This is a genomic window from Isoptericola sp. NPDC057559, assembly GCF_042801555.1.
GTDB lineage: Bacteria > Actinomycetota > Actinomycetes > Actinomycetales > Cellulomonadaceae > Isoptericola.
The window spans coordinates 76285-97461 of record NZ_JBHVFQ010000013.1 but is presented as its reverse complement, the minus strand read 5'-3'; the positions used below and the strand labels follow the sequence as shown (position 1 = coordinate 97461).

The window sequence follows — 21177 nt, the reverse complement described above, 5'->3', positions numbered from 1 at the left end:
GGAGGGTGGTTCGTGCCGCCGTCGACGACGGAGGAGCGGGCAGGGCGGTGCCGCGGGCGGGTAACGTGCGGCGGATGCGCAGAGTGGCAGAGCTGGCCGGCAGATGGTTCGCGGTGCTCGTGGTGCTGGGCGGGGTCGCGGGGCTGCTCGCCCCGACGGCGCTCGCGCCCATCGCCGCACAGACGCCGCTGTTCCTCGGGATCATCATGTTCGGCATGGGGCTCACGCTGCGGGGCTCCGACTTCGGCCTCGTCGCCCGGCGGCCGTGGGCGGTGCTGCTGGGCGTGGTCGCGCAGTTCACGATCATGCCGTCGCTGGCGTGGGCGATCGGGCACCTGTTCGGCCTCGAGGGCGACGCAATGATCGGCATGATCCTCGTCGGCGCCGCGCCCGGCGGGACGGCGTCCAACGTCATCGTCTACCTGGCGAAGGGCGACACCGCCCTGTCCGTCGCGCTGACGTCCGTGTCGACGCTGCTCGCCCCCGTGCTCACGCCGGCGCTGGTGCTGTGGCTCGCCGGCTCCGCGCTCGACGTCACCTACGGCTCGCTGGTCACGTCGATCCTGCAGATCGTGCTCTTCCCGGTGCTCGCCGGGCTGCTGGTGCGGACGTTCGCCGGCGGGCTGGTGGAGCGCTACATGCTGCCGTACCTGCCGCTCGTGTCCGTCGCGGGGATCGTCGTCGTGGTGGCCGGCATCGTCGCCGCCAACGCCGACGCCGTCCTCGGGACCGGCGTCCTCGTGGCGCTCGCCGTCATCCTGCACAACGGCCTCGGTCTGCTGCTCGGGTACGGCGCCGCCCGCCTCGCCCGCCTGGACGAGGCGTCGCGGCGGGCCGTCAGCGTCGAGGTCGGGATGCAGAACTCCGGCCTCGCGGCCAGCCTCGCCACCCAGTACTTCACGCCCGCGGCGGCGCTGCCCGCGGCCCTGTTCTCCGTGTGGCACAACGTCTCCGGGTCGGCGCTCGCGTCGTTCTGGGCGCGCCGCCCCGTGGCGGCGGACGACCGGCGCGCCGCCGCGCGACCGTCGGGCGTGCGGCCGTGAGGCCGTTCCTGTTCCTCGGCACCCGCGCCGAGGACGTGGCCGCGGACGGGGAGTTCGACGCCGTGCTCCGGTACTCCGGCCTGGACGCCAGGTCCCTGCGCCGCGTGCGCCTCGAGCGCGACCCCCTGCCGCAGGTCGACCTCGACGAGCTGTCGGGGGTGATCGTCGGCGGCGGCCCGTTCAACTCTTCCGACCCTGAGGCCGAGAAGTCGGGCACCCAGCGCCGCGTCGAGCGGGAGATGGCCGCGCTGCTCGACGAGCTCGTGGAGCACGACTTCCCGTTCCTCGGCGCCTGCTACGGCGTCGGGACCCTCGGCACGCACCAGGGCGGCGTCGTCGACGGCACCTACCCCGAGCCCGTCGGCCCGGCGGAGATCGAGCTGACCCCGGAGGGGCTCGCGGACCCCCTCCTCGCCGGCCTGCCCGCCCGGTTCACCGCCTACCTGGGCCACAAGGAGGCCGTGAGCGTCCTGCCGCCGTCGGCCACGCTGCTCGCCCGGTCCGCCGACGCGCCCGTGCAGATGTTCCGCGTGCGCCGGAACCTCTACGCCACGCAGTTCCACCCCGAGCTCGACCTCGCCGGCATCGAGCAGCGGGTCGAGGTGTACCGGTCGTACGGGTACTTCCCGCCCGACGAGGGCGACCGGATCGTGGCGCGCTCCCGGCAGCACCAGGTCACCGAGCCGATGCGCATCCTGCGGAACTTCGTGTCCCGCTACGCCCGCTGACCCCCGCCGACCCCGGACGCGTCGGAGCCACGTCGGGCCGCGGCCCGACGTGGCTCCGACAGGTTCCTACTTGTGCGAACGGGGCGTGGTGACGTTCAGGGTCATCACGCCGTTGTTCTTGTTCACGGACTTCACCGTGATCTTGGTGCCCGTGCCGCCCACGACGACCGAGCCCCAGGGGTTCGACGCGTCGTAGTAGGCGTTCGGGTCCGTGTCGTCGAAGACGTTCTCGGCCGTCTTCGACCAGGTGCGCAGCGTCGTCATGCCCGCCGGGGTCTCCCGGTGCAGGGTGAACGCGTCGGACTTGCCGAGGCCGAAGGTCGCGTCGAACGCCTGGATGCGGTTGCGGGCGACCGTGCCGTCCGACCACCGCAGCGCCTGCGCGTTCGCGTCGACCGGCAGGGCCTGCCCGCCGCCCGGGTGCTGCGACGTGTTGTTGTCGCCGTAGAAGCTGTTGACGTACCAGACGAGCATGCCGTCCTGGTACGGGAAGTGCTCCACGGTGTTCGGCTTCGTGAGGGTCCAGCCGAAGTTGTACGGGCCCTCCTTCAGGGTCGTGTCGTAGCCGACGTACTGCCGGTTCTCCGCCACGTAGTAGTGCGAGAAGTCGACGTCGTACGTGCCGTCGGCCTTGATCGCGCTGAACCCGTCGTTCGTCCAGCCGGCGAGCCCGTCGGAGAAGTCCTCCGTCAGCGCGCTCCCCACGGCCACGTCGTCGACCAGCAGGCCCAGCAGGTTGAGGCCGCCGTCGCTCTGGTAGCGGAACCGGACCTGGGCGCTCTGCCCGGCGTAGGCGCCGAGGTCGGCGGTGAGGTCCACCCACGCCTTGCCCGAGTCGCCCGAGATGCCGCCGTTGGCGTCGGCGTCGGACAGGTTCGTCTGCAGCGACTTCCACGTGCCGCCGCCGTCGGTCGAGACCTCGGCGAAGGCGTGGTCGTAGCCCTCCTCGATCTCGTACTGCACCTTGGCGGTCAGCGACGCCCCGGCGGGCACGGTGAAGGACGGCGAGGCCAGCGTGTAGTTCGCGTTGCTGCCCGTGCCGGAGTAGGCGAACTGGCCGTCGTAGGGATCGACGCCGAGGTCGACGCTCCTCGTGCCGTCCGGCAGGTTCACCACCACGGCCTGCGGCTTCGTCGTCGCGTGGTACGACGGGCCGAGCTTGACGGTGGCGCGCTCGCCCTGGTCGACGGTCGCGTAGTCCAGCCAGCCGAGGAACATCTTCTCGGTGGCGCCCATGTGGTTCGGCGTCGTGCCGATGGTGCCGTCCCCGTGGCCGAGCCAGGAGCCCGAGCTCATGAGGTTCCAGAACGCCGTGCCGTTGTCCCCGCCCTCGGTGTCGTAGTAGTCCGGCAGGCCGAGGTCGTGGCCGAACTCGTGCGCGAAGACGCCGAGCCCGCCGTTCTCCGGCTCCGTGGTGTAGTCACGGATCCAGACGTCGGAGTCGCCGATCTTGATGCCGCCGATCTTCGGGAACTCGGCCGGGCCGTTCGTGCCCAGCGGGTTGACCGCCCAGCGGTGGGACCAGATGGCCGACTCGGGTGCGCCGGCCTCCTCGCCCTCGCCGGCGTGGATCGCCTGGAAGTGGTCGATGTAGCCGTCGGGCTCGTCGAAGACGCCGTCGCCGTCGACGTCGTAGCGGTCCCAGACGTCGAACGACTGCAGATAGGCGTCGATCTGGTCCTTCGTCTTGCCCTTCGCGATCTGGTCGGCGTACCAGGCGTCCGCGGCGTCCTGCACGAACCGGGTCATGTCCTGGTTGGACTCGGTCTGCCCGTACGACGCCGAGTTGTTGGGCACGGTCACCCAGTCGGAGACGTCGCCCTTCAGGTCGAACCGGCCCGACGACATCTCGTCGTAGACGCCGGCGAACGACTCGCCGCCCTGGTCCTCCAGCCCGGTGAAGAACATCTCCTTGTAGTGCTCCTGGGAGAAGTCGTCCTCCCAATAGGTGGAGTTGTCGCTGCGGGTGGGCTCGGGGATCTCGTTGTGCTTCGGGCCGGTCGCCGGGGCGTCGGGGAAGCGGGGGTCTGCCTTGTCGCCGAAGTCGACGAGGAAGGTGAGCAGCTGAGCGGTCTGCTCGGTCTGGTACTCGACCCACTGGTTCTTGCCGACCTTGACCGACTTCGACGTGTTGGCTCCCTTGCCACGCGTCTGGACCACGGCGTCGCCCTGGGCGACGCGGTCGACGGCCTCCTGCTTGAGCGCGGTGCGCTTCTCGGCGAGCGGGTCCGGGCGGTTGTCCTCCTTGACGTGCGCCGCGGGGTCGGACGGTGGGGCGTCGGCCGCGGGTGCCGCGACGGCCAGGCCGGGCGCGAGGACGGCGGCGGTCAGCAGTGCTCCCGCGGCGCCGAACGCGCTGGTGGTGCGTGCTCTCACGGTGTTTCCTCCAGGGGTGTCGGAGCGACCCGGCCGTCGTGGCCGGGCACCGTCACGCCCGGGCGCTCCTGTGCGCCCGGGTGAACTGTGGCGAAGCACAGGTAACCAGAATCACGTTTCACCCGCTCGACGAACGTGTGGCGTGTCGAGGCGCGGGATTCCGGGCCTCCGGGCTCGCGCCCGGATGCTGGACGCGAGTGGACGACGCGGCGGGGGCCGTCGTACCGTCGTCGTCGTGAACACCCGTTGGTATTGGCGCTTTACGCCGGCTCCGGTAGGAGCTCGGCGGGCTGACGCCTGACCGACACCCACTCCGGAGCCAGCACAGGGCCTGGGACGCATCGCGCGTCCGGGGCCCTTCGTCGTCAGACGGGCCGCTCCGGTCGGGCATGGACCCACGGTTCGAGCAGATGTCGCGACGACGACGCCGAGCCCCCACCCCCGACCGCCGCGCCGCCGACACCACCCTCCAGGAGCCCCGCGATGAGCACCACCACCCCCGCCTCCGCCCGCACCGCACCGTCCGATACCGGCCGGCCGCATACTGACCTGATGGCAGAGACCTCCGACCTGCGGGTCCGCGCGCTCGACCCGCTGCCCGCGCCCGGCGTGATGCGCCGCGAGCTGCCGCTCGGCACCCCCCGCAGCGACCTCGTCACGACGTCCCGCCGCGAGGTGCGCGACGTGCTGCGCGGCGAGGACGACCGCCTCCTCGTCATCGTCGGGCCCTGCTCCGTGCACGACCCGGCGGCGGCGCTGGACTACGCCCGCCGGCTGGCCCCGGTGGCGCGCGAGCTGTCCGAGGACCTGGTCGTCGTGATGCGCGTGTACTTCGAGAAGCCGCGCACCACGGTGGGCTGGAAGGGCCTCATCAACGACCCGCACCTGGACGGGTCCCACGACGTGCACCACGGCCTGCGCCTGGCGCGCGAGGTGCTGCTGGGCGTGCTCGACGCGGGCGTGCCCGCCGCGTGCGAGTTCCTGGAGCCCACCAGCCCGCAGTACATCGCGGACGCGGTGACGTGGGGCGCGATCGGCGCGCGCAACGCGGAGTCGCAGGTGCACCGCCAGCTGGCGTCCGGCCTGTCGATGCCGGTCGGGTTCAAGAACGCGACGGACGGCGACGTGCAGATCGCCGTCGACGGCTGCATCACGGCGGCGAGCGAGCACACCTTCTTCGGGGCGGACGCCGAGGGGCGCGCGGCGGCGGTCGAGACCACGGGCAACCCGGACTGCCACGTCATCCTGCGGGGCGGGCGCGGCGGCCCGAACTACGGCGCGAAGGACGTGGCGGACGCGCTGGCGGTGGCGCGCACGTCCGGCCTCGGCGGGGCCGTGGAGGCGGGCGTCGTGGTGGACGCGTCGCACGGCAACTCCGGCAAGGACCACGTGCGGCAGGCGGAGGTCGTGCGCGAGATCGCCGCGCGCCTGGCCGAGGGGGACCGCGACGTCACGGGCCTGATGATGGAGAGCTTCCTGGTGGCGGGGGCGCAGAAGCCCGGCCCGCTCGAGGGGCTCGTCTACGGCCAGTCCGTGACGGACTCGTGCCTCGACTGGGACACCACCGCCGACCTGCTCGGCACCCTCGCCGCCGCCGTCCGCGCGCGCCGGGAGGGCTGAGGCCGGGCGTTCCCGCCGGCCGGGGCCGACGCCGGCCCGCGCCGGCGGGAACGGTGGTCGCGCGCGCACGCGCGGGCCTATGCTCCCGTCGTGCGCGACGACGGGCCACCGCGGCCGACCAGGGTCCGACGCTCGACCGTGCTGATCCTCGGGGGGCTCGCCGTCGTGGTCGCCGCCGTCGCCGTCTGGTGGGCGCTGTCGGCGACCACCGCGGTCCGGGCCGGGTCGTTCTCCTCGGTCGGCCCGGCGGGCCACGAGGACCAGTGCTCCTTCCCGGACGACGACTTCTGGGCGCTCTTCGCGCGGGACGAGCCCGTCGTGGCCGAGCAGACGGTGCGCAGCGACGCCCGCTGGCCCGTCGAGGTGACGAGCCTGCGGCCGGACGTCTTCCGGTTCGAGCCGCTGGCTCGGGGCCCGAGCGACCCCTTCATGTCCGCCAAGGACGGGGCCCCGTCCGCGGCGGAGACCTCCGACCGGGTGGTCATCCCGCCCGGACGCGAGGCCACGCTGTGGGTCGTCGGCTGGCCGTGGGACGACGGCGTCCCGATCGACGGCGAGGCCCGGATGGGTGTGGACTCGGCGCCCGTCAGGGTCCGCGCGCTGGGGATCTCCCGCGACACGGAGATCGACCTCGAGAAGAGCCTCTGGCTCAGCGGGCTCGACAGCGGCTCCGACGAGTTCCGCAACCAGGTGCAGGAGCTCTGCCCGAGCTGACGGGACGCCGCGTGACGCGCGCCACCCATCCGGGATGCGGTCCGCGCCGAACCACGGGGTGTCCCGGACGGCCCGGGCACGGACACGCGAGGACCCCATGGCGTTCGATACGGCCTGCCCGGTGAGGCAGACTGTCCGGGTGCCGCCACCCCTGACCCGCGGGCCCGTCGACGCCGCGCTCGCCGCGTGTGCCGGCGGTGATCCCGCGGCGTTCGGCCCGGTCTACGACGCTCTTGCCCCCGTGGCGTACGGGACGTCGCTCGGCGTGCTCCGCGACCCGGACCACGCGGCCGAGGTGACCCAGGAGGTGATGGTGGAGGTGTGGCAGACCGCAGCGCGGTTCGACCCTGCCCGCGCGTCCGCGCGCACCTGGGTCGCGACCCTGGCCCGGCGCCGGGCCGTCGACCGGGTGCGCTCGGAGCAGTCCCGTCGGGACCGTGACCAGCGCGACCTCGACGCCACGCTCGCGACCTCGCCGCGGGGGGGGGGGGGCGGCCCCCCCCCCCCCCCCCCCGCGGGGGGGGGGGGGGGGCGGGGGGGGGGGGGGGGGGCGGGGCCCCCCCCCCCCCCCCGGGGGGGGGCGGGGCGGGGGGCGGGGGGCGGCCCCGCCCGGCCCCCCGCCCACCCCGCCCCCCCCCGCCCCCCCCCCCCCGCCGCGCCCCGCCCCCCCCCCCCCCCCCCCCCCCCCGCCCCCCCCCCCCCCCCCCCGCCGCGGGCGGCCCCCCCCCCCCCCGCCCCACGCCGGCTGGAGGGAGCTGCGGTGCGTCGCTGTCTCGACTCGCTCACGTCGACCCAGCGCGAGGCCGTGGTCGAGGCGTACTTCGGGGGCCGCACCTACCGGGAGGTCGCGGAGCTGCTGGGTGCCGCGCTGCCCACCGTGAAGAGCCGGATCCGCGACGGCCTCGGCCGCCTGCGCGACTGCCTGGGGGTGGCCCGTGGCTGACGACGACACGACGCGCGACACCTGGGAGCTGCTCCCCGCCTACGCGCTCGACGCGGTGGACGACCTGGAGCGCCGCGCGGTCGAGCGCCTGCTCGAGTCCGACGCCGACGCGCGGCGCGCCCTCGACGAGTACCGCGACGTCGTCGCGGCCTTCGCGGTGGAGGCGGACCCGCCCGCGCACGTCCGTGACGACGTGCTCGCGCGCGTGGCCGCCACGCCACAGCTCGGGCGACCGGGAGACGCCGCTGCGCGCGGGGGGAACGGGGCCGCGCCGGCGGCGCCTGCCGCCCGGCCGCAGCGACGCCGCTGGGGCCTGGTCGCCGCCGCTGCCGCCGCGGTGGTCGCGGTCGCCGTGCCGACCACGGTCGCCGTCCAGGAGCACCGGGAGGCGGCACGGCTGGAGGCCCAGGCGGACCGGGTCGCGCAGATGCTCGCCGACCCCGACGCGCGCCTCGTCACGGCGCCCGTGGAGGGCGGCGGCGAGGCCACCGCCCTGGTCTCCGGCGACGACGTCCTGGTGTCCGCCGACGGCATGCCGGCCCCCGGCGACGGCCACGACTGGCAGCTGTGGATCGTCGCGGACGGGGCGCCCGTGTCGGCCGGCCTCATGCCGCCCGCGTCCGGCGGCGTGTCGCGGGCGCTCGTCGAGGGTGGCGCCGGGCACGTGGTCGCGGTGACGCTGGAGCCGGCGGGCGGCTCGGAGCAGCCGACCACCGACCCCGTGGTGGCCATCGAGTCCTGACCCCGGGACGACCGGCCCGACCCGCCGGCGGCTCTCCGTCCCCGGCGCGCGGGCTCCCCGTCCCGGCCCGCGGGCTCCCTGTCCCGGGCATGCCGAGGGCCGCCGCACCCCCTGCGTGCGGCGGCCCTGCGAGCCTCGTGGGCGGACGACCGGGATCCCCGGCGCGTCACATCGGCGGCATCAGCACCGAGTCGATGAGGTAGACGGTGGCGTTCTGCGTCATCACGCCACCGCAGATGACGTTGGCGTCGTTGACCTTGAGGTCGTCGCCGGAGCCGGTGACCTTGACCGTGTCGCCCTCGACGGTCTTGTGCTCGCCCGCGATGTCCTCGGGCAGAACCTGGCCGGGGACCACGTGGTAGGTGAGCACCGTGGTCAGCAGGTCGGCGTCGGTCGACAGCGTGTCGAGCGTCTTCTTGTCGACCTTGGCGAAGGCGTCGTCGACGGGGGCGAAGACCGTGAACTGGTCGCCGTTGAGGGTGTCGACCAGGTTGACGTCGGGGTTGAGCTCGCCGCTGACGGCCTTCGTCAGGGTGGTGAGGATCGGGTTGTTCGACGCGGCGACGGCCACCGGGTCGGTGGACATGCCGGTGATCGAGCCGGCGCCGTCGGGCACCTGGGCGGCGTAGTCCTCGCAGCCCGGGCCGACGAGGTTCGCCGCCGGGTCGACGGTCATGTCCTCCGACGGCTCGTCGGTCGCCATGGGCGACTCCTCGGTCGCCGTCTCCTCGGAGCCGGATCCGGTGTCGGAGCCGGAGTCGGACGAACAGGCGGCGAGCCCCAGCAGGGCCAGGGTGGCGAAGCCGGCGGCGGCGGTGCGGGTACGGGTGCGGACGTTCATCGGTCTGTCTCCTTGCGTCGTCGCCCCTCCGGTCCCGGGGCGCTCGACCTGGGTTCGGAGTGGCTGCCCGACCGGATGGGTGCCGACCTCGATCCCATCCGGCGGGCCCGCGGTTCCGAACGGCCTGCATGGAGACTCTGGTCCTGATCGGCCTGCTCGGTGGCCTCATCACCGGCATCTCGCCCTGCATCCTGCCGATGCTGCCGGTGATCTTCTTCGCCGGCGGGGTGCAGGGCGCCCGCGATCCGCGGGAGCCCGAGGCGGGCGGAGACACGCCGCCCGACGACGACTCCGCGGGCACGGTCGAGGTCGCGGTCGCCGCTCCTCCAGGAGGAGCCGCCCGGCCGGGCTCGCCCCTGCGGTTCGACGTGCCGACCGCGGTGCGCACGGCCGCGGGCGGGCGCGTCGAGACCGGCATCGCCCCGGCCGGCGCCCGCTCCGGCACAGCCATCTCCCGCTCCGCCGACGCCGTCGCCGCTGCTGACGACGCCGACGGCGGGGAGCGCCCTGCGAAGCGGCGGTCCCGGTCGTGGCGGCCGTACCTGGTGATCGCGGGCCTCGTGCTGAGCTTCAGCGTCATGACGCTGCTCGGGTCGCTGGTGCTCGGCGCGCTCGGCCTGCCGCAGGACCTGCTGCGGTGGGTCGGGATCGTGCTGCTGGCCGCGCTGGGGATCGGGATGATCGTGCCCCGCTTCGAGGAGGTGCTGGAGCGTCCGTTCCTGCGGCTCGCCTCGCTGGGTGCACGGCGGTCGTCGGGCCAGGACCGCGGCGCGTTCCTGCTGGGCCTCGGGCTCGGCGTCCTCTACGTGCCGTGCGCGGGCCCGGTGCTCGCGGCGATCACGGTCGCGGGTGCCACCGGGGAGATCGGGCCGGGGACGGTGGTGCTCACCGTGTCGTTCGCCGTCGGCGCCGCGATCCCGTTGCTCGTCTTCGCCCTGGCGGGGCGGCGGGTCGCGGAGCGGGTGTCCGCGTTCCGCCGGCACCAGCGCGGCATCCGCGTCGCGGGCGGCGTCGTCGTCCTCCTGCTCGCGGGCGCCCTCGCGCTCAACCTGCCCCAGCAGCTCCAGCGGGCCCTGCCCGACTACACCGGCGCGCTGCAGCAGAAGGTCGACGAGAACGCGTCCGTGCAGGACGCGCTGGACCTGGGCGGGATCGTCACCGACGCCAACCGCGAGCTGTCGAACTGCTCCAACGGGTCCCCCGAGCTCGCGGACTGCGGGACGGCGCCGCCGCTGACCGGCATCACCCGGTGGCTCAACACCCCGGACGGCAAGGCGCTCGACCTGGCCGACCTGCGGGGCAAGGTCGTGCTGCTCGACTTCTGGACGTACTCCTGCATCAACTGCCAGCGCGCCATCCCGCACGTCGCCGCCTGGTACGACGCGTACGAGGACGCCGGCCTGGAGGTCATCGGCGTGCACACCCCGGAGTTCGCCTTCGAGCGAGAGACGCGCAACGTCGTCGCCGGGGCCCGGGACCTCGGCGTGGACTACCCGATCGCGCAGGACAACTCCTACTCGACGTGGACCACGTACCGGAACCGTTACTGGCCGGCGGAGTACCTGATCGACGCCGAGGGCACCGTCCGCTACATCAAGCACGGCGAGGGCGACTACGGCGTCACCGAGCAGCACGTCCGCGACCTGCTGCAGGACGCCGACCCCGACGTCGAGCTGCCGGCCCCCACCGACGTCGCCGACACGACGCCCGGCGAGGAGACCACCCCGGAGACCTACCTGGCGCTCAACAAGGTGTTCAACTACTCCGGAGACCCCGCGTACGGCTCCGGCGAGGAGACGTACACCCACCCGGACGAGCAGCCGCGGGACACGTTCTCCCTCGGCGGCACCTGGGACGCCGACTTCCAGGGCGCCACGGCGGCCTCGGACGACGCGACGTTGCGGCTCGCCTACCGGTCGACCGACGTGTACGCCGTCCTGGGCGGCGAGGGCACCGTCTCCGCGCGGGTCCTCGCCCCCGACGGGAGCGTGCGCGAGGAGCGCGACGTCGACGTCGCCGGCAACCCCACGCTCTACGACCTGCTGCGCGGGGACGGGCCGACCGACGGCACCGTAGAGCTCGACGTGCCCGAGGGGGTCACCGTGTACACGTTCACCTTCGGGTGAGCGCCGGGCGGCCGCGCGGTCCGCGGCGACGTCGGGCTCAGAAGTGCGCGAGCCGCGGGTTGCTCCGGTCCTCGGTGGCGACGAGCACGTCGAGCAGGTGCTCCTGGAGGTCGAGACGGCGCTCGCGGGTGTCGTCGTGGTCCCACAGGTTGGTGCACTCCTGCGGGTCCGCGTCGAGGTCGTAGAGCTCGCCGGTGCGCTCGCGGTCGGTGCTGGGGGCGCCGTGGTGGACGACGACCTTCCACCGGTCCGTGCGGAGCATCGTCGTGTGCACGGGGGTGTCGTAGGGGATGCAGCTGTTGCGGTACTCGCTGAGCGCCCAGCCCCGCTCGTCCTCCCACGTCCCGGTCGTCGCGAGGCCGAGCAGGCTGGAGCCCTGCCCGCGGGGGAGCGGCGGCGCGCCGGCGGCCTCCAGCAGGGTGGGGGCGAGGTCGATCCACTGCACGATCTCGTCGCGCACCTCGCCGGCCGGGAGCACGCCCGGCCAGCGCGCGATCAGGGGGACGCGCACGGAGCAGTCGAACATCATCGGGCCCTTGAGCAGCATCCGGTGGTCGCCGAGCAGCTCGCCGTGGTCGCTGGTGAAGACGACGAGGGTGTCGTCGGCGAGGCCCTCCGCGTCGAGGGCACGGAGGATGCGGCCCACCTCGGCGTCGACGAGCGAGACCATCGCGTAGTACTGGGCGACGATCTCCCGGATCTGCTCCTCGGTGTGCTCCGCGAAGCCCGGCAGGGACCCGGCGTACGAGCGCTGCGAAGCCTCCCGGTAGATCGCGGGCTTGTCGTCCAGGTCGTGCGCGTCCCCGACGGGGCGGGGGAGCGCGTCGGCGTCGTACCGGTCACGGAACTCGGGCGGGGCGCCGAAACCGTGGTGCGGGTCGAAGAAGTTCACCACGAAGCAGAAGGGCTTGTCCTTGTCCCGCCCCTGCGTCAGGAACTCGATCGTCTCCTCGCCGATCCAGTGGCTGTAGTGCGCCTCGGTGGGCAGCCGGTCGACGGCGTCGCCGCCCTGCGCGAGGGTCTCGTCGAGCAGGCCGGGGAAGCGCTCCTCCAGCCACCGGTGGTAGTGGTTCTCGGGGCTGCGGACGTACGGGTCGTGGGCCCAGCGGAACACGCGGAAGCCGTCGTCGACGCGCGGCTCCACCCGGCCGGCGAACGCCGACCCGAGGTGGAGCTTGCCCACGAGGCCGCAGTCGTACCCCTCGGCGGCGAGCATCGCGGTGAACAGCTGCTCGTCGGCGGAGAGGTCGACGCCGTTGGCCCACAGCCCGTGGTTGCGGGGGTAGCGGCTGGTCATGAGGCTCGCTCGCGACGGCGCGCACACCGGCGACTGGACGAAGCACCGGTCGAAGCGCACGCCCTGGGCGGCGAGGCGGTCGAGGTGCGGGGTGGCGATGGCGGCGTTGCCGGCCGCCCCGAGCGCGTCCCAGCGCTGCTGGTCGGTGCAGAGGAGCAGGATGTTCGGTCGGGACACGCGGGGGCCTCCTGGGGTTCGGTGCACGGTGGGGACTGCGGGGTGCGGGTGGCGGGCGAGGGCGTCGCGTCAGCTCTTCACGGCGCCGGCCATGCCCTCGACGAAGTAGCGCTGGAGCAGGAAGAACACGATCAGCACGGGCAGCAGCGAGAGCGTGGCGCCGGCTGCGAGGCCGCTCCAGTCGGTGGAGTTGGTGCCCTGGAAGGCGAGCATCCCGACGGCGAGCGTGCGCTGGTCGGGGTCGCTGAACGTGAACACCAGGGGCACGAAGAAGTTGCTCCACGCGCCGATGAAGGTCACGACGGCCACCGTCGCGGTGATCGGCCCGGAGAGGGGCAGCATGACGCTGAAGAAGGTGCGCAGGAACCCGGCGCCGTCGAGCTGGGCGGCCTGCTCGAGCTCGTCGGGCAGTCGCGAGAAGTACCCCGTGTACAGGAGCACGCCTGCGACGTTGCCGCCGGCCGACAGGGCGAGGATCAGGCCGACCGTGCTGGGGTAGAGGCCGAGCTGGGTGCTGAGCTGCACGACCGGGATGATCGACAGGCCGGTGGGGATGAAGCTGGCGGCGAGCAGGGTCCCGACGACGACGCGCTTGCCGCGGAACGTGTACCGGCCGAGCACGTAGCCGGCGGTCGCGCAGCGCACCACGACGACCACCACGGACCCGACGGTGACGATCACCGAGTTGAGGGTGTACCGCGCGAACCCGGCGGTCTCCCACGCGTCCACGTAGTTCTGCCAGCGCCACTCGTGCGGGAGCAGGCTCAGCCCGCTGGTGAAGATGTCGGCGTCGTCCTTGAAGGACGCCGACAGGATCCACAGCAGGGGGTAGACCCAGGCGAGCGCGACGACGGCGAGGACGGCGAACTGCACCCAGGACAGGGCGCGTCGGCGGCCGGCCGGCCTGGGGCGCCGGGCGGGTGGCGGGGGCGCGGCGGGGCGCGCGACGCGGCGGGTGGTGCTGGTGCCGGCGCTCATCGGTCGGCCCCCTTCCGTGCGGCGAGGCGGGACACGAGCGCGGCGGTCCCCACGACGAGCAGCGTGAGGACGCCGAGCAGCACGCCGATGGCCGACGCGTACCCGTACTCGGGCCGGGCCGTCTCGAACGCCTGCTGGTAGATGTAGACCTCGGTGACGAGGGTCGCGAAGTACGGTCCGCCGCCCGTCATCGTCTGGACGAGGTCGAAGATCTGCATCGTCTCGACGATGGTCAGCAGGGAGATGACGACGAGGAACGGCGTGAGCATCGGCACGGTGACGTGCCAGAAGCGTTGGCGGGCGTTGGCGCCGTCCACGCGGGCCGCCTCGTGGACCTCGTCGGGGACGGTCTGCAGGGCGGCGAGCCAGTAGACGAGGGTGAGGCCGAGCCACTTCCAGAAGTGCACGGCCATGACGGACCACAGGGCCGCGGACGAGTCGCCGAGGAAGTCGACGGGCTGGATGCCGAGCGCCCCCAGCACCTGGTTCACGGGCCCGTCCGCGGGGTCGAGGACGAAGTTCATGACGATGCCGATGATCGCCGTGGTGGCCACGACCGGGACGAAGAACGCGGTGCGCAGCAGCCGGGCGAACGGCAGGCGGGGGTCGTTGAGGAAGACCGCGAGGACCAGCGCCAGCAGCACCCGCAGCGGCACCGTGACGACGATGATGAGCAGGGTGACGCCCACCGACCGCCAGAACAGCGGGTCGGAGAACGCTCGCTCGTAGTTGGCGAGCCCCACGAAGGGGCGGTCGGGTCCGTACCCGGACCAGCCGAGGAACGAGTACCCGACGCTGGCGATCGCGGGCCAGACCGTGTAGGCGCCGAACAGGACGATCGTCGGCACCAGGAACACCCAGATCCACAGGGTGCGGCTCGCGGCGCGGCGCGGCGGCCGGCCGGTGCGCCCCGCGACGGCGACGGCGGTGCGGGCCGCGGGTGCGGCGGCGGTCATGAGCGGCTCCCGGTCGTGGTGGGCTCGGCCACGTCGTCGCGGCGCCAGTCGTCGACGCCGACGTCGTGCCCGCGGGCGTTGACGAGGGCGACGGCCCGGTCGCGCTCGGCGCGCAGCCGGTCGGTGAACCCGCGCAGCTCCGCGCGGACGTCGTCGACGTTGCCGCCGAGGTAGCCCTGGACGATCTCCCCCAGGGTGGGGCGCACCTGCACCATCTCGGACAGGACGAGCCCGACGGCGGGCTGCCTCTCCAGCGGGCTCGGCGCGGGCGTCACGGTGTCCTGCAGGATCCCGACGGCCTGCCGGTACAGGTCGGGCACGTCTGCGCGGTCCACGGCGCCCGCGTCGGCGGGTGGCTGGTCCATCGCCGCGGCCATTCCCGCGGCGTAGTCCGCGCCGGTCATCGTGGCGAGGATGCGGGTGGCGGCCTCGGGCTCGGCGGTCGCGCTCGACAGCCAGAAGGAGCCGCCCACCGGGCCGTTGACCGCCCGCGCCGTGCCGTCGGGGGTGGGCATGTTGCCGACGCCCACGCGGGGGAGGAAGTCGGGGAACTGCCCGGTGAGCACCCCGACGTTCCAGGTGCCGTCGAGGAAGAGGCCGGCGGCTCCGCCGGCCCACCGGGCGCGGGCCGTGCGTACGTCGAGCGACGTGGAGGACGGGAACATCACGCCGTCGTGCACGAGGGAGCCGAGGAACTCGAGGACGGCGACGAACTCGTCCCCGTCGAAGGGGTAGTCGCCGGTGCGGGCGTCGGCCACGCCGGGGCTGTCGGCGGAGGCCTCGGTGAACGAGAGCTGCGCGCCCGCGCCGGCGGCGAGGTCGATGACGTGCTGGCGCATGCGGTCGGTGAGCCCGAGGCCCTCGATCCAGCCGTGCGCCTCGCCGCCCCGGGTGATCCGGCGGGCGACCTGGCGGAACTCGTCCCACGTGCGCGGCCCGGTCGACGGGTCGGCCCCGGCGCGCTCGACCAGGTCCCGGTCGAACCAGGTGAGGCTGACGTGCTGGCGGGAGGTGAACAGGGGGAACGAGTAGACGCGCCCGTCGAACGTGTGCAGCCCCTCCAGCAGCGTGCCCTCGGGGAACCGGGCCAGCGCCTCGTCGGGCAGGTCGAGGGGCCGCACCCAGCCGTTCTCGACGAGCGCCAGGGCGGGGATGCCGAAGCCGTTGGTGAACACGTCGGGCATCAGCCCGCTCTGTTGCGCGAGCTGGAGCGCGGATCCCAGGCCCGCGGGGTCGTAGACGGTGTAGTCGACGCCCACGCCGGTCGCCCCTGAGGCTGCGTCGAAGGTCGCCTGCTCCAGGGCCTCGAGCGGCTGGAACTCGTCCCACCAGGTGAGGGTGCCCGCGCGGCGCGCGGGCGGGCCCGACGGGCCGCACCCGCTCAGCCCGAGCACCCCGGCGACCGCGGCGGTGCCGCCGAGCGCGAGGAACGTGCGCCGGTCGATGGTCGTCATGGCCTTCCTCTCGTGCAACGTTGCATGAGGCTCGTGCAACGTTGCACGGCCTCGACGAACGTACGGGGGGCGAGAGCGGATGTCAACGAGTCCGGGTGCCCGTCGGATGCCCGGCCGGCCAGGCGAGGACGGCTACGCGGGCGGTGCCGTGGACTCGCGCACCACCAGGCGGTGCGGCGAGACGTGCCGGCTCGGCGGGCGTGTCGGGTCGGCCTTGCGGCCGACGACCAGCCGCAGCGCGGCCGCCGCGACGTCGTCGAGGTCGTGCGCCACCGTGGTGAGGGAGGGCGACAGGTACCGGCTCTCCGGCGCGTCGTCCCAGCCGGTCACGGCGACGTCCTCCGGCACCCGGACGCCGCGCCCGCGCAGCGCGTGCAGGATGCCGACGGCGAGCTCGTCGGTCGCGCACACGACGGCGTCGATCTCCAGCCCGCCCGCCCGCGCGTCCGCGATCCGCGCACCGACGCGCGCGCCGGTCTCGTGGTCGAAGCTCGCCGCCGGGAGGACGGCGCCCTCGGCCAGGGTCAGCCCGTGCTCGCGCAGCGCCTCGCGCAGGCCCTTCAGCCGCAGCGTCCCGGGGCCGGTGCCCGCACCGTCCGGGGAGCCGACGAACGCGAGGTGGCGGCGCCCCGTGCCGAGCAGGTGCTCGGCGACCTCCTGCGCCGCCGCCCGGCTGTCGGTGCAGACCTGGTCGAAGACGTCCCCCGCCGTGTGCTCGCCGAGCAGCACGGTCGGGGTGCGTGGGCGCAGGCCGGCCAGGTCCTCGCTCGACAGGGCGACCGGGCAGATGAGCGTGCCGCCGATCCCGCGGTTGGGGTGGCTCGAGGCGACCCGCCGCTCCTGCTCGGCGTCGCCGGTGGTCTCTTCGACGACGACCACGAGGTCGAGGGCGCGCGCCTGTCGGATCACCGTGTGGGCCAGCGCCGAGTAGTAGGGGGAACGGATGTCCGGCAGCGCGAGCTGCACGATCTCGGAGCGGCCGCCACGCAGCAGCCTGCCCGCCGCCGACGGCACGTACCCCACCTCGGAGATCGCGGCCTCCACCCGGTCGCGGATCTCCGGCGCCACGCTCGACCGCCCGTGCAGCACGTTCGACACGGTGCTGGCCGAGACCCCGGCGCGGCGGGCGACGTCCTTGACGGTCACGCTGCCGCCCACGGCCTGCTCGTGCGGGATGGACGCCGTCGCCCTGTCGGTCATCGCCCTATCGTCACACGGTCACGACCAGCCCTCGGCGCCCTGCGCCCAGGGGCCGACGCGCACCTCGGCGCCGTCGAGCACGTCCAGGGACTCGGCGGGCGTCAGCGTCACGGGCTCGGCGCCGGGCACCGCCATGACCTCGACGGTGGTGGTGACGCCCGGGTCGTTCGCGGTCGACATGGCACGCCACTGCACCGTGGCCAGCGCACGCCCGCCCGCGGGCACGACGAGGCGGGCCGGGACGACGCCCGGCGCGGACGGGACGAGCGTGACGTCCTGGCGATCGCCGTCGGCGTCCCGGAACACGAGGTCCGGAACCCCGTCGAGGGCGCACGGCCGGCCGGAGACGTTCTCGGCGCGCACGGCGAGGTACCGGCTGCCGGCGGCGGCGTCCGGAGCGCCGAGCGTGACCCGGAGGTCCTCGCCCGTGCAGTCCGGGGCGCCCGCGTCCGCGGGCCACGGGTCGACGCCCGCGGGCAGGGGCACGGCGTGCTCGGCGGGCTCGGGCGGCGCGGCGGCGGCGACCCAGCCGTCGACGCTCGTGGCGTAGCCCGGCTCGGTGAGCGTGTAGGCCAGAGGGGCGTCGCCGACGGCGTGCGACGGGTCGTCGAGCCAGCGGGCCACGTCGGCCCCCTTCGGGGACGCCGTCGGGCCGTCCAGCCCCACCTGGAGGGTCAGCGCGTCACCGTCCGCGGCGACGGAGTCGTCGGGGTAGCCCGCGTGCACGACCACCGAGGTGACGCCGGGTCGCCCGGCCACATCGACGGCGAGCCGAGCGGCGTCGGGCTCGGGGACCCGGCCGGACGCGTCGTACTGCACGCCGGCACCCGCGGTGCGCAGCGAGGCGGCGATCTCGTGCTCGGCGGCCACCTGCGCGAGCCGGACGAGGGCGTCGCCGTCGGCCGCCTCGGCGCTGGCACCGCTCACGGTCGTCGCGCCCGCGCGCCGCAGCACGAAGGCGTCGGCCACGGCGGAGGCGTCGCCGTCCTCGCCCACCCACGCCGTGAGGGGGTAGGTCTCGAGGTCACCGGAGCCCGACGGGTCGCCGGCGCGCACGGTCGTGGTGCGCGACAGCGTGCTCACCCCGGCGACCTGGACGGCCGCGAGCGCGCGGTCCGCGCGCGCGGCGGTGTCGGCCGCCTCGGCGGGGGAGAGCGCGTCGTCGAGCACGACGTCGATCTCCGCCCGCGCGGCGTCGCCGTCCTTCGCGTCGCGCTGCGTCACCTCGTAGCCGGTCACCCGTGCCGCGACGACGCCGGGCTCCGCGGCCACCGTGCGCGCGGCGTCGCGCAGCGCGTCGGGCACCGGGTCCCACGGGCGCCAGACCGCCAGGACGGCCACCGCCGCCACCACGACGACCAGCGTCGTCACCAGGGCAGCCGCCCGTCGCCCGTTCACGCCCCGATCCTGTCAGGCGGGTGTGGTGGTCCCGGGGTCGCGCGGTGAAACGACCGGGCGACGTGGACGAGGCGCGTCAGCCGACGAACGACTCCAGCTCGGCGCGCGGCACCTTCCGGCCGGAGCGGACGAGCTCCTCGACGTCGTCCATCCGGTCCCACACGTTGACGGCCATGCCGGCCTGCACCTCGCCGTCGCGCAGCCAGAACGCGACGAGCTCGCGATCGTCCGTCGACCCGCTGAGCACCACCTCGGTGTCGTCGGCGCGCGGGTCGACGAAACCCTTGTACTCCATGCCCACGTCGTACTGGTCGCTGAAGAAGTAGGGCAGGACGTCGTAGGCGGTGTCGTCGCCGAGCATGGCGCGGCCGGCGTGCGCGCCGGTGTCCTGCGCCACGGCCCAGTGCTCCACGCGCAGCGGGCGGCCGTAGTGCGGCGACGGGACGGACGCGATGTCGCCCGCGGCGAAGACGTCGGGCGCCGGGGTGCGCAGGGAGCCGTCCACCACGATGCCGCCGCCGAGCTCGCGGGCGCGCAGCTCCAGGCCGGCGGCCGAGGCGATGCCGACGTTGGGGGTGACGCCCACGCCGACCACCACGAGGTCCGCGTCGAGGTGCGTGCCGTCGGCCAGCTCCACGCCCCTGACCCGCCCGGACGCGCCCGTGAACGCGACGACGTCGCCGCGGTGCCGCTCCACGCCGCGCTCCTCGTGCAGCCGCCCGTACAGGGAGCCGAGCTCCGCGCCCAGCGGCGCCTGCAGCGGGTGCTCCAGCTGGCCGACGAGGGACACGTCCAGCCCGAGCATCCGCGCCGAGGCGGCGACCTCCGTGCCGATCCAGCCGTCGCCGACCACGACGACCTTGCCCTCGCCCTCGAGCGACGCCGGCAGCAGCACGCCCGCGAGCAGGTCCGCGTCGTCCACGGTGCGCAGCGTGTGCACCCCGATCAGGCTGCGGCCGGGCACGTTGAGGGCGCGCGGCGTCGAGCCCGTCGCCAGCAGCAGGCGGGAGTACGCCATCGTGGAGCCGTCGGCGAACGTCACCTCGTGGTCGCCGGGTGCGAGGTCGACGACGGTCGTGAGGGTGCGCAGGTCGATCCCGTGGTCGTCGTACCAGCCGGCCTTGAGCGGGTAGATGACGTCCGCCTCCGCCTGCCCCCGCAGGTAGTCCTTCGACAGCGGCGGGCGCTCGTACGGCCGGTGGCCCTCGGAGGTGACCACCACGACGTCGACCGAGGAGTCGCGCTCGCGCACGGCCTCCACGGCCCGGGCGGCCGCCAGGCCCCCTCCGACGACGAGGATGGGTGCGGTGGACGACGGGGGCATGGTGACTCCTGACCGGCGGGGGCGGGGGCTGGCAGCCCCGACATTTCCACAGTTCCGTGATGCTGGCGACCGTCCCGCGGCGCCGGGTCAGGGCAGCGCGCGGACCGTCGCCATCGTGCGCGCCATGAGCCCCGGCACGTCCGCGTCGCGGACGCCGTCGAGCAGCCACTGCCCGAGCTGGACCGAGGCGTCGACCACCGTGCGGGCACGGGGCGCCCGGCGGGCCGCGTAGGCGTCGAGGAGGGCGTCGTCCCAGGTGTCGGCGCCGGTGAGGAGCTCGGCGAGCACCGTCGCGTCCTCCAGGCCCATCGCCGCGCCCTGGGCGAGGGTCGGCGGGCAGCAGTGCGCCGCGTCTCCCACGAGGACCACCCGTCCCCGGTGCCAGGCGCCGTCCACGACGAGCCGCGAGAACTCGCTGTAGTTCACGGCCGACGGGTCGGTGAGGGTGGCCGTGATCGCCGGCCAGTGGCCGCCGTACGCGCCGGCCAGGCCGCGCACGTGCGCGAGCGCGGCCTCCGGGCTCGGCAGGGTGCCGGGGTCCGTCACCAGGTACGCGTAGATCGACGACTCCCCGGTGGGGCAGTAGCCCGCGATGTAGGCGGGACCGCCGTAGGCGAGGTCCGTGCGGTCCAGCCCGTCGGGGCGCGGTGCGACGGCGCGCCACACGGCCATGCCGGTCGGCGTGGGGGAGTCGGGGATGCCGACGGCGGCCCGCGTGCGCGAGCCGACGCCGTCGGCCGCGACCACGAGGGCGTACGTCCGCTCCTCGACGGTGCCGTCGTCCCCCTCGAGCCGTACGAGGACCCCGTCGTCGTCCTGGTCGAGGACCTGCGCGCGCACGCCCTCGCGCACCCGCACGCCGCCGGCCCGCACCGCGTCGGCGAGGACCCGCTGCAGGCGGGGGCGCTCGGTGCCGAACGTGGCGGGCAGGTCGTCGCCGCCGGCCCGGACGCTCTGCTCCTCGAACAGCACCGTGCCGTCCGGGGTCGTGATCCCCGTGGTGTCGAAGCCGCACCCCGACGCCAGCACCACGTCCCAGACGCCGACCTCGCGCAGCGCCCGCAGCGCGTTGCCCTGCAGCGTGATGCCGGACCCGGCGCCGGTCGCTCGGCGCGCCTCGACCAGCTCGACGTCGATGCCCGCGCGCCGCAGCAGCACGGCGGTGGCGCTCCCCGAGATCCCGCCCCCGACGACGAGGACGGTGGCTGACTGGCGCATGCGGGTTCCCCTGACTCGAGGCGACGGGCGACCGGAGCGGTC

17 protein-coding genes are annotated in these 21177 nt (G+C 74.5%); 7 read left to right on the top strand and 10 right to left on the bottom strand.

Annotation, left to right across the window (positions count from 1 at the left end; translation table 11 throughout):
- Nucleotides 1–74: 74 nt before the first annotated feature.
- Together ACFU5J_RS13760 and ACFU5J_RS13755 are read left to right on the top strand one after the other, a co-directional pair.
- Nucleotides 75–1043: a bile acid:sodium symporter family protein gene (locus tag ACFU5J_RS13760; protein ID WP_430576760.1), complete on the top strand. Its 969-nt coding sequence runs from the start codon at nt 75–77 to the stop codon at nt 1041–1043.
- A complete protein-coding gene (locus ACFU5J_RS13755; RefSeq protein WP_430579077.1) occupies nt 1040–1771 on the top strand; it encodes a glutamine amidotransferase in 732 nt (243 codons plus the stop codon). Before ACFU5J_RS13760 ends, ACFU5J_RS13755 begins: the two co-directional genes overlap by 4 nt.
- Nucleotides 1772–1837: 66 nt before the next feature.
- Here the strand turns inward: ACFU5J_RS13755 and ACFU5J_RS13750 are convergent, their stop codons facing one another.
- Nucleotides 1838–4147 carry an immune inhibitor A domain-containing protein gene (locus ACFU5J_RS13750; protein WP_430576758.1) on the bottom strand — a complete coding sequence of 770 codons (2310 nt, stop codon included), beginning with the start codon at nt 4145–4147 and terminating at the stop codon, nt 1838–1840.
- A gap of 552 nt (nt 4148–4699) precedes the next feature.
- Here ACFU5J_RS13750 and ACFU5J_RS13745 point away from each other — a divergent pair.
- The 4 genes from ACFU5J_RS13745 to ACFU5J_RS13730 all read left to right on the top strand — a co-directional run bounded on the left by ACFU5J_RS13745 (nt 4700) and on the right by ACFU5J_RS13730 (nt 8166).
- Nucleotides 4700–5767 (top strand): 3-deoxy-7-phosphoheptulonate synthase, encoded by a 1068-nt coding sequence (locus ACFU5J_RS13745; RefSeq protein WP_430579076.1) that lies wholly within the window; start codon nt 4700–4702, stop codon nt 5765–5767.
- A gap of 138 nt (nt 5768–5905) precedes the next feature.
- Nucleotides 5906–6481 (top strand): hypothetical protein, encoded by a 576-nt coding sequence (locus tag ACFU5J_RS13740; protein ID WP_430579075.1) that lies wholly within the window; start codon nt 5906–5908, stop codon nt 6479–6481.
- 34 nt (nt 6482–6515) lie between these two features.
- Nucleotides 6516–7424 (top strand): sigma-70 family RNA polymerase sigma factor, encoded by a 909-nt coding sequence (locus tag ACFU5J_RS13735; protein ID WP_430579074.1) that lies wholly within the window; start codon nt 6516–6518, stop codon nt 7422–7424.
- Entirely contained in the window at nt 7417–8166 is a 750-nt protein-coding gene (locus ACFU5J_RS13730; RefSeq protein WP_430579073.1) for an anti-sigma factor domain-containing protein, read from the top strand. The genes ACFU5J_RS13735 and ACFU5J_RS13730 overlap by 8 nt, the downstream gene beginning before the upstream one ends.
- 166 nt (nt 8167–8332) lie before the next feature.
- On the opposite strand, the gene ACFU5J_RS13725 is transcribed toward ACFU5J_RS13730, so the two are convergent.
- The gene (locus ACFU5J_RS13725) at nt 8333–9007 is read right to left on the bottom strand and encodes a fasciclin domain-containing protein (RefSeq protein WP_430579072.1); all 675 of its coding nucleotides are present in this window, start codon (nt 9005–9007) and stop codon (nt 8333–8335) included.
- Between the two features lie 128 nt (nt 9008–9135).
- Here ACFU5J_RS13725 and ACFU5J_RS13720 point away from each other — a divergent pair, with 128 nt between their 5' ends.
- The gene (locus tag ACFU5J_RS13720) at nt 9136–11133 is read left to right on the top strand and encodes a cytochrome c biogenesis protein DipZ (RefSeq protein ID WP_430579071.1); all 1998 of its coding nucleotides are present in this window, start codon (nt 9136–9138) and stop codon (nt 11131–11133) included.
- Between the two features lie 37 nt (nt 11134–11170).
- Here the strand turns inward: ACFU5J_RS13720 and ACFU5J_RS13715 are convergent, their stop codons facing one another.
- The 8 genes from ACFU5J_RS13715 to ACFU5J_RS13680 all read right to left on the bottom strand — a co-directional run bounded on the left by ACFU5J_RS13715 (nt 11171) and on the right by ACFU5J_RS13680 (nt 21135).
- The gene (locus ACFU5J_RS13715) at nt 11171–12607 is read right to left on the bottom strand and encodes a sulfatase-like hydrolase/transferase (protein ID WP_430576752.1); all 1437 of its coding nucleotides are present in this window, start codon (nt 12605–12607) and stop codon (nt 11171–11173) included.
- A gap of 69 nt (nt 12608–12676) precedes the next feature.
- Nucleotides 12677–13585, bottom strand: coding sequence for a carbohydrate ABC transporter permease (locus ACFU5J_RS13710; protein WP_430576751.1), 909 nt, complete (start codon nt 13583–13585; stop codon nt 12677–12679).
- Nucleotides 13582–14541, bottom strand: coding sequence for a carbohydrate ABC transporter permease (locus tag ACFU5J_RS13705; RefSeq protein WP_430579070.1), 960 nt, complete (start codon nt 14539–14541; stop codon nt 13582–13584). The genes ACFU5J_RS13710 and ACFU5J_RS13705 overlap by 4 nt, the downstream gene beginning before the upstream one ends.
- Nucleotides 14538–15995 (bottom strand): ABC transporter substrate-binding protein, encoded by a 1458-nt coding sequence (locus ACFU5J_RS13700; protein ID WP_430579069.1) that lies wholly within the window; start codon nt 15993–15995, stop codon nt 14538–14540. The genes ACFU5J_RS13705 and ACFU5J_RS13700 overlap by 4 nt, the downstream gene beginning before the upstream one ends.
- 132 nt (nt 15996–16127) lie before the next feature.
- Nucleotides 16128–17195 carry a LacI family DNA-binding transcriptional regulator gene (locus ACFU5J_RS13695; protein ID WP_430579068.1) on the bottom strand — a complete coding sequence of 356 codons (1068 nt, stop codon included), beginning with the start codon at nt 17193–17195 and terminating at the stop codon, nt 16128–16130.
- A gap of 18 nt (nt 17196–17213) precedes the next feature.
- On the bottom strand, nt 17214–18593 hold the full coding sequence (locus ACFU5J_RS13690; protein WP_430579067.1) for a DUF4232 domain-containing protein: 1380 nt from the start codon (nt 18591–18593) through the stop codon (nt 17214–17216).
- Between the two features lie 76 nt (nt 18594–18669).
- On the bottom strand, nt 18670–19917 hold the full coding sequence (locus ACFU5J_RS13685) for an NAD(P)/FAD-dependent oxidoreductase (RefSeq protein ID WP_430579066.1): 1248 nt from the start codon (nt 19915–19917) through the stop codon (nt 18670–18672).
- A gap of 87 nt (nt 19918–20004) precedes the next feature.
- Entirely contained in the window at nt 20005–21135 is a 1131-nt protein-coding gene (locus ACFU5J_RS13680) for an FAD-dependent monooxygenase (RefSeq protein WP_430579065.1), read from the bottom strand.
- Between the last annotated feature and the right edge of the window lie 42 nt (nt 21136–21177).

Bases quoted from the DNA above. Each gene is read 5' to 3' on its own strand.
- ACFU5J_RS13705 (WP_430579070.1), bottom strand. From the start codon at position 14,541: ATGACCGCCGCCGCACCCGCGGCCCGCACCGCCGTCGCCGTCGCGGGG.
- ACFU5J_RS13680 (WP_430579065.1), bottom strand. From the start codon at position 21,135: ATGCGCCAGTCAGCCACCGTCCTCGTCGTCGGGGGCGGGATCTCGGGG.
- ACFU5J_RS13735 (WP_430579074.1), top strand. From the start codon at position 6,516: ATGCGGTCCGCGCCGAACCACGGGGTGTCCCGGACGGCCCGGGCACGG.
- ACFU5J_RS13700 (WP_430579069.1), bottom strand. From the start codon at position 15,995: ATGACGACCATCGACCGGCGCACGTTCCTCGCGCTCGGCGGCACCGCC.
- ACFU5J_RS13725 (WP_430579072.1), bottom strand. From the start codon at position 9,007: ATGAACGTCCGCACCCGTACCCGCACCGCCGCCGCCGGCTTCGCCACC.
- ACFU5J_RS13695 (WP_430579068.1), bottom strand. From the start codon at position 17,195: ATGACCGACAGGGCGACGGCGTCCATCCCGCACGAGCAGGCCGTGGGC.
- ACFU5J_RS13760 (WP_430576760.1), top strand. From the start codon at position 75: ATGCGCAGAGTGGCAGAGCTGGCCGGCAGATGGTTCGCGGTGCTCGTG.
- ACFU5J_RS13685 (WP_430579066.1), bottom strand. From the start codon at position 19,917: ATGCCCCCGTCGTCCACCGCACCCATCCTCGTCGTCGGAGGGGGCCTG.
- ACFU5J_RS13745 (WP_430579076.1), top strand. From the start codon at position 4,700: ATGGCAGAGACCTCCGACCTGCGGGTCCGCGCGCTCGACCCGCTGCCC.
- ACFU5J_RS13720 (WP_430579071.1), top strand. From the start codon at position 9,136: ATGGAGACTCTGGTCCTGATCGGCCTGCTCGGTGGCCTCATCACCGGC.
- ACFU5J_RS13710 (WP_430576751.1), bottom strand. From the start codon at position 13,585: ATGAGCGCCGGCACCAGCACCACCCGCCGCGTCGCGCGCCCCGCCGCG.